Origin of the sequence: Nocardia sp. NPDC051981 (assembly GCF_040680715.1) — a bacterium.
Classification (GTDB): domain Bacteria; phylum Actinomycetota; class Actinomycetes; order Mycobacteriales; family Mycobacteriaceae; genus Nocardia.
Genome location: NZ_JBFAXK010000002.1, coordinates 590729 through 605337 on the forward strand (window position 1 = coordinate 590729; position 14609 = coordinate 605337).

11 protein-coding genes and 1 tRNA gene are annotated in these 14609 nt (G+C 68.9%); 5 read left to right on the top strand and 7 right to left on the bottom strand.

The genetic code is table 11. From position 1 onward, the window contains the following. Positions 1-62 precede the first annotated feature (62 nt). On the bottom strand, positions 63-1067 hold the full coding sequence (locus AB0L60_RS06680) for a polysaccharide deacetylase family protein (RefSeq protein ID WP_364608267.1): 1005 nt from the start codon (positions 1065-1067) through the stop codon (positions 63-65). Positions 1068-1190: 123 nt separating this feature from the next. On the opposite strand from AB0L60_RS06680, the gene AB0L60_RS06685 reads away from it, so the two are divergent. Further along, a complete protein-coding gene (locus AB0L60_RS06685; protein WP_364608269.1) occupies positions 1191-2522 on the top strand; it encodes a putative glycoside hydrolase in 1332 nt (443 codons plus the stop codon). A gap of 49 nt (positions 2523-2571) precedes the next feature. Here AB0L60_RS06685 and AB0L60_RS06690 read toward each other — a convergent pair whose 3' ends face one another. Beyond that, positions 2572-2931, bottom strand: a complete 360-nt coding sequence (locus tag AB0L60_RS06690) for a metalloregulator ArsR/SmtB family transcription factor (protein WP_354835904.1) — start codon at positions 2929-2931, stop codon at positions 2572-2574. Between the two features lie 104 nt (positions 2932-3035). Here AB0L60_RS06690 and AB0L60_RS06695 point away from each other — a divergent pair, with 104 nt between their 5' ends. From AB0L60_RS06695 to AB0L60_RS06705, 3 genes are all read left to right on the top strand, one after another. Further along, the gene (locus tag AB0L60_RS06695; RefSeq protein WP_364608585.1) at positions 3036-5009 is read left to right on the top strand and encodes a heavy metal translocating P-type ATPase; all 1974 of its coding nucleotides are present in this window, start codon (positions 3036-3038) and stop codon (positions 5007-5009) included. A 615-nt stretch (positions 5010-5624) separates the two neighbouring features. Beyond that, a complete protein-coding gene (gene phaZ, locus AB0L60_RS06700) occupies positions 5625-6464 on the top strand; it encodes a poly(3-hydroxyalkanoate) depolymerase (protein WP_364608273.1) in 840 nt (279 codons plus the stop codon). 126 nt (positions 6465-6590) lie between these two features. Continuing rightward, positions 6591-7946, top strand: a complete 1356-nt coding sequence (locus AB0L60_RS06705; protein WP_364608276.1) for a DUF2254 domain-containing protein — start codon at positions 6591-6593, stop codon at positions 7944-7946. Here AB0L60_RS06705 and AB0L60_RS06710 read toward each other — a convergent pair. The 4 genes from AB0L60_RS06710 to AB0L60_RS06725 are packed head-to-tail and all read right to left on the bottom strand — an operon-like array spanning position 7917 to position 12655. Then, positions 7917-10145, bottom strand: a complete 2229-nt coding sequence (locus tag AB0L60_RS06710; RefSeq protein ID WP_364608278.1) for a hypothetical protein — start codon at positions 10143-10145, stop codon at positions 7917-7919. The two genes, AB0L60_RS06705 and AB0L60_RS06710, sit on opposite strands and share 30 nt — an antisense overlap. After that, positions 10142-11389 (bottom strand): hypothetical protein, encoded by a 1248-nt coding sequence (locus tag AB0L60_RS06715; protein WP_364608280.1) that lies wholly within the window; start codon positions 11387-11389, stop codon positions 10142-10144. The genes AB0L60_RS06710 and AB0L60_RS06715 overlap by 4 nt, the downstream gene beginning before the upstream one ends. 9 nt (positions 11390-11398) lie before the next feature. Beyond that, entirely contained in the window at positions 11399-11542 is a 144-nt protein-coding gene (locus tag AB0L60_RS06720; protein ID WP_356999350.1) for a hypothetical protein, read from the bottom strand. 9 nt (positions 11543-11551) lie between these two features. Beyond that, complete coding sequence (locus AB0L60_RS06725; protein WP_364608283.1) at positions 11552-12655, bottom strand: serine/threonine-protein kinase; 1104 nt, start codon at positions 12653-12655, stop codon at positions 11552-11554. Positions 12656-12843: 188 nt separating this feature from the next. Here AB0L60_RS06725 and AB0L60_RS06730 point away from each other — a divergent pair. Next, positions 12844-12916 (top strand) — tRNA-Ala (locus AB0L60_RS06730). Between the two features lie 184 nt (positions 12917-13100). Here the strand turns inward: AB0L60_RS06730 and AB0L60_RS06735 are convergent. Next, positions 13101-14402, bottom strand: coding sequence for a hypothetical protein (locus AB0L60_RS06735; protein ID WP_364608285.1), 1302 nt, complete (start codon positions 14400-14402; stop codon positions 13101-13103). Between the last annotated feature and the right edge of the window lie 207 nt (positions 14403-14609).

A 14609-nucleotide genomic window follows, 5' to 3' on the forward strand; every position in this document is an offset into this window, starting at 1 on the left:
GCGTCGTCGAACCGAATCAGGTGGTCATCGCACCGAATCGGGTTCCGGGAGCTTCATCCGGATCAGTAGGGGCGGGCGGTGGCGGAGAATCGGGGGGAGACCTGGTCCGCGAGGGGGCGGGGGAAGGACTGGTGGGCGGGGTCGCCGTCGGAGGTGTAGCGGGCGGTGGGGTTCGCCGCGAACCAGTCGAGCCAGTAGGTGGAGTCGAAGGGAACTGCGGTGCGGCCGGAACGGATTCGGGGGAGACCGGTCGGGTCGAGGGCAGCGGCGAACGGGGAGGGGGCGGGGTCGGCGCCGACGAGGAGGACGGCGTCGAAGGCGTACGGGGTGCCGTCCCAGGTGCCGGAGGTGGCGAGGGCGTGGGCGGCGGGGTAGACGCCCAGGGGGAGGGCCATGGAGTGGATGACGGTGCCGGGCGCGGCGGTCGCGATGGCGCGGACGTTCTGGACCAGTTCGCGCTGAACGTCGGTGGGGGACAGGCGCGCCAGGTTGGGATGGGTGGCGGTGTGGGCGCCGATGTCGTAGCCGTGGCGGACCAGCCAGGCCAGGGCGCGGGGGTCGTCGCCGAACGGCTCGTTGTTGACGTAGAAGGTGGCGGTGGCGGCGAAATCCGGGTGGCGGGAATGGAATTGCTCGAGCAGGCCGACCGCGCAGTCGGGGGTGGGTTCGCCGGAATCGCCGAGGGTGAGCTGGGTTCGGGTGGAGTCGTCGAAGGTGAGGACCACCGGGTGGGTGCCCGCGGGTAGGTCGATGGCACCCGCCAGATACTGGGCGATGGTGATCGGGCGGTAGCCGTCGGTGTAGAGGCGGTCCAGCTCGGCGGTGAATTTCGTTGGCGTCTGGTCATATTCGCTGCCGGGCTCGGCCTCGATGCGGTGGTACATGAGGATCGGGATCCGGCCCAGCTCATTGGCGGCCACCGTAGCCGGATCCGGCGGTCTCGAGGTCGGTGGGGGTGCGGTGACGGCCGCGGGGCGCGGCACGGTGGCGGTGGTTGCTCCGCAGGCGGTGGCGGTCGCGCACAGCAGCGCCGCCGCGACCATCCGCAGCGTCGTCGACGCCTTCATCGCCGCAACGCTACGCGGCGACAACGGTTTTGAGGTGATCTCGGCGAAAAACGGCCGACACCTGCGTGCAGGCGCGATAGTGATGCCAACAGCTGTCAGTGGAAGTTGGTGTGTACGTTGCTCATGCGACTCCGGTCGATCCGCCGCCGGCGGTCCACCCTGCTCGCGACCGGCGCGGTCGTGGTTCTGGTGCTCGCCGCGTTGGTGTTCGTCTTCGGCCGCAGTCGCCCCTCGGCCGCCGGCGCCGACACCCGCCCGGGCCGCCTGGAGCTGGCCCCGACGGCCGCCGCGACCTCCTACCGTGATCCGGTGACGGTGCGCGGCACCGCGATCGGCGCGAAGCAGGTGTCGGTGGGCGACCGGTCCGTCCAGCCCGCCGAGGACGGATCCTTCGAGATCCAGCTGCCGCACGCACCGCTCGATACCACCGTCGTGGCCACCGGCGCCGCGGGCGACCGCGTCACCGCCCCGCTGAAAGTGGAGGTGGCACTGTCGCGCATCCGGGCCGTCCATGTCACCGCCTACGCCTGGGCCTACGACCCCATGCGCGATGCCGTGCTCGACATGGCACGCGAGGGCCGCATCGACACCGTCGAACTCGATATCAAGGACGAGGACGGGATGGTCGGCTACGACTCGCAGGTGCCGCTGGCGCGCGAATCCGGCGCCGCCATCACGATTTACGACGCGCCGGCCGCGCTGAAGCAACTGCACGACATGGGCATCAAGGTGGTCGGCCGCATCGTCGCCTTCCGTGATCCCACCCTGGCGGGCTGGGCCTGGCACAACGGCCATCCCGACTGGGTGACCCAGAACCCGTCCGGCCAGCCGTACTCCAGCGGCTACGGCGCGATCGCCTTCACCAACTTCGCCAGCCCTGAAATACGTTCCTACAACCGGGATCTCGCGGTGGAGGCGGCCCGGCTCGGCTTCGACGGCGTCATGTACGACTACATCCGCCGCCCCGACGGCAATCTCGCGAGTATGCAGTTCCCGGGCCTGGCCGAATCGCCGTCGGACTCCATCGCCAACTTCCTGCGCGACTGCCGCGAACCCGTGCACGATGCCGGAGCCTCGTTGAGCGCGGCCGTCTTCGGCATCGCCGCCACCCGCCCCGACGAGATCGCCCAGGACATTCCGTCCATGGCCCGCTACGCCGACTTCCTGGCCCCGATGCTCTACCCGAGCCACTGGCACTCCGGCGAATACGAGGTCGCCAACCCGAATGCCCAGCCCTACGACATCATCTTCCGGTCCCTGCAGGACTTCCGCGCCCGCACCGCGGGCGCCAATGCCCAGATCATCCCGTGGCTCCAGGATTTCAGCCTCGGCGTGGCCTACGGCGACGCGGAGGTGAAGGCGCAGATCGACGCTACCTACGCGGCGGGCTACAACGGATTCTTCCTCTGGAACCCCGCGGTCAGCTACCACCCCGGCGCTCTCGCACCCAACTGATCTGCCTCGCAACGCTTCTCGTCGGGCGGGCCCGCCGATCGCGTCCGGATCAGGCGGTGGTGGGGCGGTCCGCGAGCCCCAAGCGCAGGTGTTCGCTGTGGTAGATGGCCTCGTCCAGCAGTTGCGCGACGTGGTTGTCGTAGAGGCTGTAGACGATGCTGCGGCCGGTCCGGGTGCCCACGACCAGCCCGAGATTGCGCAGCAGGCGCAGCTGATGCGAGACCGCCGACTGCTCCATGCCGATCGACGACGCCAGTTCGGTGACCGCGAGCGGGCCCTGGCGGAGCTCGCTGAGGATCAGTAGCCGGCTGGGGGTGGCCAGCGCCTGCAGGGTGGTCGCGACATGGGTGGCGGCCTCGGCGTCCAGCCGTGCCGTCGGCCGATCGCGGCCCTCGACGCCATGTCCCATAACACAGGAGGGTACCTCGAGGAACCTTATACACATGAAGACGTCTTCATGTGTTCTGGTATCGTCGCGGCCGTCAGGGGTAGCAATGGAGGTGAGTCGTGGTCGTGGCGACGCCGGTGCAGGCATCCATACAGCCGGAAGTGGCGGTCCGCCGGACCCGCCTGTTCGAACTGGCCGAGATGCGATGGGCCGCAGTGGCCCTCGCCCTGTTCCTGCTCGGGCTGGCCGCCCAGCTGGCCGGCGCGCCGAGCTGGCTGTGGTGGGGGCTGTACCTGGCCTGCTACGCCGCGGGCGGCTGGGAGCCGGGCTGGGCCGGGCTCCAGGCGCTGCGCGAGAAGACCCTCGACGTGGACCTGCTCATGGTGGTGGCGGCCCTCGGCGCGGCGGCCATCGGGCAGGTCACCGACGGGGCCCTGCTGATCGTCATCTTCGCGACCTCCGGGGCGCTGGAGGCGCTGGCCACCGCGCGCACCGAGGATTCGGTGCGCGGCCTGCTCGACCTCGCGCCCGAGACCGCGACCCGGCTCACCGTCACCGGCGAGGAGACCGTGCGCGCCGCCGACCTCAACATCGGCGACGTGGTCCTGGTCCGCCCCGGCGAGCGAATCGCCGCCGACGCCACCGTGATCGACGGCGGCAGCGAAGTGGATCAGGCCACCATCACCGGCGAACCGCTGCCCGTGGACAAGACCGCCGGCGACGAGGTGTTCGCCGGCACCCTGAACGGCACCGGGGCACTGCGGATCCGGGTGGATCGCCGCGCCGAGGACTCGGTGGTGGCGCGCATCGCCCTCCTCGTCGAACAGGCCGGGCACACCAAGGCGCGCACACAGCTGTTCATCGAGAAGGTGGAGCAGCGGTACTCCCTCGCCATGGTCGCGGTGACCCTGGCGGTGTTCGCGATTCCCCTCGCCCTCGGCGATCCGCTGCAGCGAGCCCTGTTGCGCGCCATGACCTTCATGATCGTGGCCTCCCCGTGCGCGGTGGTGCTGGCCACCATGCCGCCCCTGCTGGCCGCCATCGCCAATGCCGGGCGGCACGGCGTGCTGGTCAAGTCGGCCGTGGTCATGGAGCGGCTGGGCGTGACCACGCGGGTGGCCTTCGACAAGACCGGGACGCTGACCCGCGGCGCCCCGCACGTCGACGAAATCCGCAGTGTCGATCCGGAATTCAGCGAGCCGGAGGTGCTGCGGCTGGCGGCGGCCGCCGAACTCGACAGTGAGCATCCGCTCGCGGCGGCCATCGTGCGCGCGGCCCGCGCCGCGGGGCAGCAGCTGCCGGCCGTCGAAGGATTCGCCGCCGATCCCGGGCGCGGCGTCAGTGCCCGGATCGGGCAGCGCCGGATCGCGGTCGGTTCTCCGGCGGCGCTGCTGCCAGGCTCCGGGCAGGGTGCGCCGGATGCGGACCGGGCCGCCCGCACGGCCGTGGACGGATTGCAGGAGAAGGGATTCACCGCGGTCGTCGTCACCTGCGATGCGCGTCCGATCGGAGTGCTGGCGATCACCGATCAGCTCCGCCCCGAGGCCGCCACCGCGATCGATCTCACGACCCGCGTGACGGGGGCCGCCCCGATTCTGCTGACGGGAGACAACAGCCGCGCCGCGCATCGGCTCGCGGCCCGGGTCGGGCTCACCGACGCTCGCGCCGAATTGCTCCCGCACCAGAAGGTCGATGCGGTGCGGGCGCTGCAGTCGACCGGTGACCGGGTCGCGGTGGTCGGCGACGGCATCAACGACGCACCCGCCCTCGCCGCCGCCGACACCGGAATCGCCATGGGCGGAGCGGGTTCCGACCTGACCCTGCAGACCGCCGATGCCGTGGTCGTGCGCGACGACCTCACCGCCATCCCCGCCGTCATCGCCCTGTCCCGCCGTGCTCGCCGCGTCGTGGTGGCCAATCTGGCGATCGCCGCGACTTTCATTGCGGTCCTGGTGATCTGGGACCTGGTCGGCACCCTGCCGCTCCCGCTGGGCGTCGCCGGTCACGAGGGCTCGACCGTGATCGTCGGCCTCAACGGTCTGCGCCTGCTGCGCCGCGCGGCCTGGCAGCGGTCCGCCTCCTGCCTGTGCAGCACGTAACTGCCCGGGGCGGCCTCGATCGGCGGGCCGGGCGAGCTTGTTGCCCAGCGCGGTCTCGAGGAAGTCGCGGTGCAGTTTCGCCTGCATCCGGGTGGTGTCGGCATTCCAGAACAGGATGTCGAAGGCCGGTGGCTTGCGGCCCTGCAGATAGTTGTTGACCCAGTAGTTCCAGACCAGATCTCCGTGGGCGCTGGGCGGGGCGACGGTGGAGGAGCCGGCGGCGATGCGGGTCAGCTCCGCGCCCAGGGTTGCCGCCCGGCTCGCGACGCGACGCGGCCGTTGCGCCATCGCCAGGAGCAGGTTCAGTCCCGAGCGCCCCGGCAGGAACCGGCGGGCGATCCCGGTGGTGGCCTCGGTGAGGATCAGGTCCGGGGGTGCGGAGACATCCAGATCGGTCATGACAGTCCTTCTGGGAGAGAGGATTTCACGTTCGATGAGATGGGCGAAGGTCGACGATGACCCGCACCTGTCAATCGTCGGAGAGCCGCGCGGGCAAACCTATGTGCCCGGAAAAAATGAAATGCCGCTAACGATGTGGTCGAACATATTCATCCCGGATGGGGCGATGCGTACTCTGGTGCTCGGATCGTGCTCCGATACCCACGAGGACACCCAATGGCGAGTGAAAATGCCCGGGAGTACACGGTATCCGGCGACCGCCTGCGCGTTGTGGTCCGTCCCGGCGTCGGCGTCCCGCTGGTGCTGTGCAATGGGATCGGTGCGAGCCTCGAGCTGCTGCAGCCGTTCGTCGACGAGCTCGATCCGGCAATTCCGGTGATCCGGTTCGACCCACCGGGGATCGGTCGCTCGCCGTTGCCCCGGCGGCCCTATCACCTGACCACGCTGGCCAGCCGGGTCACCACGCTGCTCACCCAGCTCGGCTACGACACCTTCGATGTGCTCGGCATCTCCTGGGGTGGCGGCCTGGCTCAGCAGATCGCCCTGCAAAACCCCCGGCGCTGCCGGCGCGTGGTCCTGGTCAGCACCGCCACCGGCTGGATGATGGTCCCCGCGCACCCGAAGGTGCTGCGCAGGATGATCACTCCACGCCGATACCGCGACGCCGAGTACGCCACCAGGATCGCCGCGGAACTCTATGGTGGCCGGCTGCGCACCGATCCGGACCGGGTGACCACCTTGCTGGCCGGCCACTCGTCGACGTCCTCCGCTCGCGGCTACCTGCTGCAGCTGCTGGCCGGCGCCGGGTGGACCAGCCTCCCGTTCCTCGGTTTGATCCGCCAGCCGACGCTGATCCTCGCGGGCGACGACGATCCGATCATTCCGCTCGTGAACGCGAAGATCATGGCCCGGCGGATCCCGGACGCGCGGTTGCACGTGTACCACGACGGCCATCTGGGTCTGGTCGTGATCTCCGATCAACTCGCCCCGGAGGTGAGCAGATTCCTCCGGGGCGATCGGCAGCACGACCTGGAACGGATGGATGTCGTTCGCTGACCCTGCCCGCGCTGTGGCGTTGAGCAGGAGGTACGGTGATCAGACGTCCGGGGATCTCGGATGGGTGAGCCGGGAAGTCTGGTCGGCGTCAGGACATGACGCCGGAACAGCGCAGGAGGCTCGACCGTGGCCGGGATTCCTCTCGAATTCGACCGCCGCCGCGAGGCATTGCGGACCAATCTGTGGTTCGTGCCAACCGTGGAAGTGCTCGCGGCCATCGGGCTGTTCGTGATCACCTACCTGCTGGACCGGGCGGCATATCGGGGCGGGTTCGCCTTTCCGTCCTGGGTCATCGGCGGCCCGCCCGACACGGCGCGGCAGGTCCTGACGGCCATCGCCGCCGCCATCATGACTGTGGTGGGTGTGGTCTTCTCCATCACCATCGTGGCGCTGACGCTGGCCTCCACCCAGTTCGGTCCGCGCATGCTGCGCACCTTCATTCGCGATCGGGGCACCCAGGTCACCCTCGGTACCTTCGTGGCGACCTTCGTCTACGCCATCGCCGCGCTGGTGTCCATCGGATCGGATTTCGTGCCGCACATCAGCACGACCGTCTCGATCGCATCGCTGGTGCTCGATCTCGCCGTGCTGATCTACTTCATCAATCACATCGCCATGGCGATCCAGCTGCCCAATGTCATCGCCGAGATCGCGGGTGAGGTGGCGGTCGGAATCGAGGCGCAGCGCACCGACGCGCCCTCCACCCCGCATTGCGGGCCGACGGCGGCCGAATTGCTGGAACGGATGGCGGGCGAGGGCGGTGAGGTCCGGGTGACCGGCAGCGGATACCTGCGCTACATCCGATACGAGCAGCTGGTGCGGCTCGCGACCGAGGCGGACGCGGTGATCCACCTGCCCTACCGGCCCGGGCATTTCCTCACCGAGGGGCAGGTGGTGGCCACCGTCTGGCCCGCGTCGGCGGCCGGGCGGATAGCGGAGAACTTCTCGCGCGGGCACGTGGCCGGTCCCACCCGATCGCTGACCCAGGACATTTCCTTCGGCATAGACCAGCTGGTCGAAATCGCCGTGCGCGCGCTGTCCACCGCGGTGAACGACACCTTCACCGCCCTGACCTGTATCGACTGGCTCGGTGACTGCCTGTCGCGGGCCGCGGTGGCGTGGGAGCCGAGCCCGGTCTACCGCGGCAAGAACGGTTATGTCCGCGTCATCGCGGCGCAGGCGAGTTACGAGCGGCTGGTGCAGCGGGCTTTCGAGAAGATTCGACAGTCCGCGCGCGGCGTGCCCGCGGTCATGATCCGGCAACTCGAAGCGCTGGCCCAGATCGCGGACCACACAACCGATCCCGAGCGGCGCAGCATCCTGCTGGAGCAGGCGGCGATGATCGTGCGGGCGGCGCGGGAGTCGGTGCCGGAGGACGCGGATCTCCAGGACGTGCTGCGACGGTACCGGGTGCTGGTCGGCGACGCGGAGCTGCCGCTGATTCAGGCCGTGTCAACGCCAGAACTGCCAGGCACGGCGTGAATCCTGTTCCTGCGGTATGAGTGTCGCCGCAGGCGGCAGGCTGTCCGCGGGATCCAGGACCAGCAGGGCGGTCATGGCCTGGGGGAGGTCCAGGCGGGTGCGGAGCCAGGGCCAGCCGCCGGTGAGGGTTTCGGTCAAGTCGGCCGGTGGGAGGTCGAGGGCCGCCACCGCTTGCAGGAGCGTGGATGGGGGCATGTCCCATTGGCGGGCGCAGGCGGTGACCAGGGCGGGGAGCTGATCGGTGGGGGTGAGGGCGAGGATGCGGCGCAGGGCGGGGACGGCATCGGGGGTGCGGGAGCGGGAGACCAGGGTGGAGACGACGAATTCGAGGTCCGCGGTCAGGGCGGCGGACAAGATGCCGGTGGATGATTCGGCTTCCAGCGGTTCGTCGGCCGGGGTGCACAGCAGGGCCGAGAGTTCGGCGCGGGACCAGGTGCCGCGCTGCCTGTTCCATCCGAATGCTCTGCGGGGCAGGCGGAGTCCGTCTCGCTGCTGATCGTCGGCGGGCGCCGGGACGGCGAGGACGACCAGGGCTTCGATCGGTTCCGGAAGGTCCAGGGTCGTGCGCAGCGTGCGCCACGCGGGGCGGAGGGCGGCCACCAGTTCGGCCGGTTCGGAGCGGGTGAGGGTGAGGGCCTTCAGCAGGGCCGTGGCGTCGATCGCGGGGTAGCGGGTGGCCTCGGCCAGCAGCGTGGGCAGCAGGTCGGCGGGCGCGCAGGCCAGGATCTGCTCCAGCGCATAGCGATCGCGGCCGTTGCACGAGACGTTCACCACCAGCTGGGCGACGATGCCCAGGTTGGTGTGCATGGCCTGGCGCAGGATTCGGCTGCCGCCGGTGTGGGTGCCCGGATCGTCGACCTCGGCGCTGAGGGCCGCGTACACCAGGGCCCGGTCGCGGGAGCCGATCGCCTGCTCGCGCAGGGCGCGGTGACGCAGTAGATGGGCGGCGACGACGCGGCGCTGCTCGACTTCGCCGGTGGCCCAGTCCCGCCGGAGGCGCGGCCACACCGATTCGGCATCGGACGAGGTCAGCGGCGCGGTCCCGGATTCCAGGCGGTGCCAGGCGGAGGTGGCCAGCGCCGCGCCGAGATCGATGCCGAGCTGCCGGGCCACCTCGACGGTGCGGGTGCGGTCGCGGCCGTCGGTGAGGATACGGTCGGTGAGAACCTGCTCGAAGGTGCGGCGGACGCTGGGACGGTGGTCGAGTCGCGCCAATGCCTGTGCGACGCTGGGTCTTCCGATGGCGAGACGGACGGCGCGCCCGGCCACCGTCTCGTCGCGGAGCCAGTCGGGGTTCAGCTCCGGGTCCGTGATCACCTCGGCCAGATGGTCGTCGTCCAGCTCGGCGGGACCCAGGGCGCGCAGGTGCCGTCGATAGCACCAGTGGCCGATTTCGTCTGCGGTGGACAGGGATTCGGGAAGTGTGACACCGGCGCGCCGGTGGCCGATGATCTGCTGCCCGAGCAGGACGAACGGGTCCGATTCGTCGCCGGGATCGCCCGGTGTGACGATGCGGCGGGCGCCGCCGGGCGGGGCGGGGCTGTCGCGGGTCACCGCGGTGATCGCGACGGGAGCCGAGGACGGCGTGCTGGAGGTGCAGAAGGTCAAGTCCCGCAGGCTGTTCCGGGGTAGTAGGCCGTAGAGTGCCCGCAGCATGGCCACGGCGTCCGTGCCGCTCTCGACGTGCAGTTCGATGGCGGGGCCGCGCCCGGCCAGATGCGCCAGGGTGTAGCCGACCAGGGCGGGCAGCCAGTCCAGGTCGAGGTAGGCGTCGGCCGCGGCGCTGACGGCGGGACTGTGCTCCACGGAATTCGGCAGCGGCGGCCAGTGGTCGGTGGGGAATTCGGCGTCGTCGAGCGAGGTGCGGAATCGTCCCGCGTCATAGAGGCTCAAAGTCGTTGCGCCGTCGAGTGTTCCGCGACCACCCGCGACGAGGTGTGCCACACAGGTGCCCGGCCGGTCATTGGCGGGCGTTTTCAGCACCGCTACCGCGAGTCCCCGCACCACGGTGAACTCCAGCGCGAACGCCTCCGGCGACGCGGGCGAACCATCCCAGCTGACCAGCGACCCCAGCTCCCGCGTGGTGGATCCCAGTGCGGCGGGCCAGTTTCCGGATCTGGCGACCACGCCGACCCCGGTCCCGGAGGACTCCAGCGTCACCATGGCCCAGCCGCACAACAGTTGCGCGAAACCCGTCATCGGTCCGCCCGTAGCCGGTCGATGCGGTCGAGCATGTGGATGACCGGGTCCACGGCCGCGAACGGCTTGAACACCGGATAGGTGTTGTCGGCCCGCTTCCCGCACCCGACCGCCGAGACCGGGAAGTAGCGGTTGTGCGGGAAGTGGATGGACAGCGTGGCGTCGACGGCCGGAAACAGTTTGCGAACCAGGCTTCTGGTCGCGTCGGAGCGATAGTCGATCTGGCCGGGCTGATACAGGTTGCCCGCACCATTGAGGCTGTACGGCGTATCGGCCCAGTCCGCCGGCGGCGCGACCAGGCCGACCTCGGGCAGGTTGATCAGCGACAGCAGATCCGATTTCGCGATGATGGTCGAGGCGTGCAGGCGCGGCGGTTCGATGGGCAGATCCAGCGGATAGCTGTTGGCCGTGCGCCACAGCTTGGCGATCTGGTCGATCATCATCGTGGTGCGGCCCACGGTCTGGGAGTGCTCGACATTGTTGTTCAGGCTCTCCTCGTTGGCTGGTCCCGCGTGCTCGCGCATGATGGCCAGGTACTGCTTGTTCAGCGTGGACGGCACCACGAACCAGAGGAAGTCGGCGATGGCCAGGTGCGGGCTCACCTTGGCGGCGATCTCGGCGTCGGCCACATCCTCGCCCGCGACATCCACGAAGGCGAGATTCACCGTGCGCCTGGTGGACAGCGAGGTGAACTTGATCAGGATCGGGGTGCGGACCTGCCAGCCGCTCCAGGCGTGGGCCCGGGTCTGCTGCTGCGCCATCGGCGGCTGCGGCGGGCGCGGTGGCTGCGGCAGACCCGGCGGCTGCGGTGTGCCGAGCGGCCCGATGCCGTTCTCCTGCCGCTGCTGCGCGCCGACGTAGCCGCGCTTCTGGGTGTAGCCGATGGCCTGCCGGTTCATCAGCGTGTTCTCCAGCGCGGCCAGCATTTTCGTCGAACGGCGGGACGGCACGATGGACCATTCGCGGGCCAGCATCGGGTCGTTCATGACCGAATAGATCATCGACACGATGAGATGCGTCTTGGACGAGGCGGATTCGCCGACGAAGCCGATCACGGTGGTCGGATGGTCGAGGATCTCCTCGTCGATCTCACAGCCGTTCGGGCAGCGCCGGTCCAGGCGCCGCGAATAGTCCCCGACGCGGGTCGCGAACCCGCCGTTGGGCTGGCGCAGCACCCAGATCCAGGAGCGGCGGGCGGTATCGAACTTGAACTCCGCCAGGCAGTTCAGGCAGACGATTCGCACGGGCACTCCTCAGAGCACGGTGTAGGTCAGCCACAGCAGCGTGGCCAGGAAAAAGGCCCCACCGACCGCGGACGCCACCCGCAGCCAGTGCCAGGAGCGGGATCCGGCGTACACGTACTGCTGCCAGGCCAGGCCGGCCCGTCGGTTGTTCATCGCAGTTCCTCACAGGTGGTGGGCGATCGACACGATCACCCAGGCGAGCAGCACGAAAACCAGCCAGCCCAGCACGATTCCGGCACCGGCCGCGCCGAGCAGCACGCCGCCGATGTGGCGGGGATCGTCGCGGGTCAGTCCCTCCAGCACGCGCTGGCGGTATTCCAGGGCCGGGCGGACGAAGATGCCCCACAACCCGGTCTCGGGCAGGTCGACGCCGTGCCGCTCCTCCGGCGGCCGCACCGGCGGGCCCGGGGTCAGGACGCTGGTCTGCGCCCGCACCGGCACGGTGACCGGTTCCGGCCTGGGGCCCTTGACGGTTCGGGTCAGACTGCGGGTCTGGGAGTGGACCGCGTCCCGGAAGTAGTGCTGGAACTCGGCCGCCGATTGGAAACGCAGCGACGGATCCGGCGAAAGCGCCTGATCCAGCACCGATTTCAGCCCGCCGGGCAGCGGCGCCGGCGCGAACACCGCCTCCAGCACCTCGTGGCACACCACCGCGAACGAGTACACGTCACTGAGATGGGTGAACCTGCCATGTTCGAGATACTCGGGAGCGGAATAGTTCTGCGTGCCCACCACCTGGTTGGTGCGGGTGAGCCGCAGCATGTTCTCCCGCATCTCGATGGCGATGCCGAAATCGGCCAGCTTCGCCGTGCCGTCGCGGCAGATCATGATGTTCTCGGGCTTGATATCGCGGTGCACCACCTGCTTGGAGTGCGCGTACACCAGCCCGCTGAGCGCGTCGGTGAGAATCCGGGCCAGCGCCGGCGGCGACCAGTTCTCCTGGGCCCGCATGAACTGCCGCAGATTCTCCCCGTGAATGAACTCCATCACCAGAAACGGTGAGCGGCAGCCGTTCTCGGCGAACACCCCCGAGTCGTGCAGCATCACCACATTGGTGCAGTTCATCTGCGCCGCGATCCGCGCCTCCCGCTTGAACCGCTGCCAGGCCACCCGCTCGTCCTGCGCCCGCACCGCGACACTGCCCGCATCGAGCACCTTGACCGCAACCTGCCTGCGCAACTGCCGATCCCAGGCATCCCAGACCTCGGCCATCCCACCCTTGCCGACCAGCTCCCGCAGCTCGTACCGGCCATTGATCAGCCTCACCGGCGTCCGACCTTCCCCGCGGAGCGGCCGCCTTCCCCGCGAACCACCCCGGACGACAACGAATCACCGCCCACTGTACGCGCGCCCACCCACCCCCCGCCCACCCATATTTCCAGCCGATTTGCGCTCGAGGGGGTCCTTTGGTGTACCTTCTCCCAGTCGCCCGGGAAACCGCGCGGCAACCATCCGGGGCTATGGCGCAGCTGGTAGCGCACCACACTGGCAGTGTGGGGGTCAGGGGTTCGAGTCCCCTTAGCTCCACCCATTTATACAGATCAGGCCCGGGTTCATTCCGGGCCTGATCTGTTTTTTCGCTGATCCCCCATTGTTTCCCCCATTGTTCGATCCCCCATGAATCACCGCTTCGCGGCTCGCGTGTTGATGGGCGTGCTGCGGCTGGGCGGTATCGGAAGACCGGGCCCGGGTTCCGAAGGCGCTCCCTGGCCTATTTCAGTTTGTCGAGCGCGGGGGTGGAATCGGGGGCTTCACGCGGCCGGTCGAGATAGCGGGCGGTGATGTCAGCTCCGGTGCTGACGACCGCGTGCCCGCCTTGACGGCTCGCCTGTTCGGTGCCGTAACGTTCGGCGACCGTGGTGAGGTTGGTTCGGCGCATTGTGCGGGCGGTGACCCACGCGTATTCGGTGCCGCGGGCATCTCGCCAAGTGCGGCCGAAATTGTGTGGGTCACGCCAGCCACCGTTGCGTGAGGGGAACAGCGGACTGTCGTCGTCGCTCCACGTGTCGGCCCCCATGGCTTGCAGCGTCTCGGTAGCCCACTGCGGGATCAGAGTGGTGCGGTAGCCGGCGTCGGTTTTGGTCCATTCCTGCCGGTGCAGGCCGCCCGTGCCCTTCTGGCGTTTGAGGGTGCCGCAGACGGTCATCGCCCAGGGGCCGGTGGTGGAGCGGATGACATCGCAGCGGCGGAAGGCGAGCCCTTCATACGGTCGGCAACCGGTGGCCAGCAGGATGTCGGCGATATGAAGAATATCCTCGTCGCGTTTCGGGCCGGACGTGTAGGCGGGTGTGCCGGGGATCGCCTCGCCGGCAACCCACTTCCGCAGCTGGGCGCGAAGTCCGTCCCGGGTCTGCTTGTCCATGGCTCTCGCGGCGGTCCGTTTTCTGCGCCGGGTCTTCCGGACGCCGGTCATGGGATCGAGGGGAAGTGCGCCGAGCTTGCGGCCGAGAGTGACGATTTCGAGCAGGATCTGGTACTGGAGGGTGGCCTTGCGTGTATATCCCTGGGCCCGAATAGATTTGATGTGTCTGTCCAGGCGTCCGGCGTCGACATCGTGGTTGCGCAGGTCTCCGAGCATCGGCCGGATCTTGATCGTGTCAGCGCTGTAACGTCGATCGGGCGTGCCATCCTTGCGGAGGCGTGGTTCTGATTGGTTGATCTCGTCGAGGTAGTTGTCGAGCGTGGATCGGTCCAGCAGTCCGTCTTGGACGTCGAGTTCTCGCTCCTCGATCCACAGGTCGATCAGGTCACTGAACTTCGATTTCCTAGTGACTGTGGTGGAGGTGGCGGTCAAGGTGGTGTTGGCCGTCTTGAGTCGTTCGAGGTAGGCGTCCTGTAACTTCCGCCTCGCTTTGAGCTCGGTGTCCGCGACAAAGTCCAGAGGGAAATCTCGGCCGGTGATGGGGTGACGGAATGTTCCCCTCGCTCGGTGCTTACCCTTGTAGCGGCCGGACTTCTGCAACGTGCAACTGACGTTGCCGAGTCCGCCGAGCGGGATCTCGGGACGTGGCATAGGACTCCAAAATCGTTGTGGGATGGCCAGCCCTCGGGATGAATGCGATAAGCCGAACCGGAGGTGGCGACCGAACGTGCGTCGAAGCAGTCGAGTGCCGATTGGCGGCTACGGCATGTGTGAGCTTGCCGTGCCAGGCGGAATGACCTGCTCTCGAACCGTTTTCGCCGCAGGGCGGGATTATCGACCGTGGTTTGGCCGCTGACC

Excerpts from the sequence above, each read along its gene's own strand:
- AB0L60_RS06680 (WP_364608267.1), bottom strand. The coding sequence starts at position 1,067 with ATGAAGGCGTCGACGACGCTGCGGATGGTCGCGGCGGCGCTGCTGTGC.
- AB0L60_RS06685 (WP_364608269.1), top strand. The coding sequence starts at position 1,191 with ATGCGACTCCGGTCGATCCGCCGCCGGCGGTCCACCCTGCTCGCGACC.
- AB0L60_RS06690 (WP_354835904.1), bottom strand. The coding sequence starts at position 2,931 with ATGGGACATGGCGTCGAGGGCCGCGATCGGCCGACGGCACGGCTGGAC.
- phaZ (WP_364608273.1), top strand. The coding sequence starts at position 5,625 with ATGGCGAGTGAAAATGCCCGGGAGTACACGGTATCCGGCGACCGCCTG.
- AB0L60_RS06710 (WP_364608278.1), bottom strand. The coding sequence starts at position 10,145 with ATGACGGGTTTCGCGCAACTGTTGTGCGGCTGGGCCATGGTGACGCTG.
- AB0L60_RS06720 (WP_356999350.1), bottom strand. The coding sequence starts at position 11,542 with ATGAACAACCGACGGGCCGGCCTGGCCTGGCAGCAGTACGTGTACGCC.
- AB0L60_RS06735 (WP_364608285.1), bottom strand. The coding sequence starts at position 14,402 with ATGCCACGTCCCGAGATCCCGCTCGGCGGACTCGGCAACGTCAGTTGC.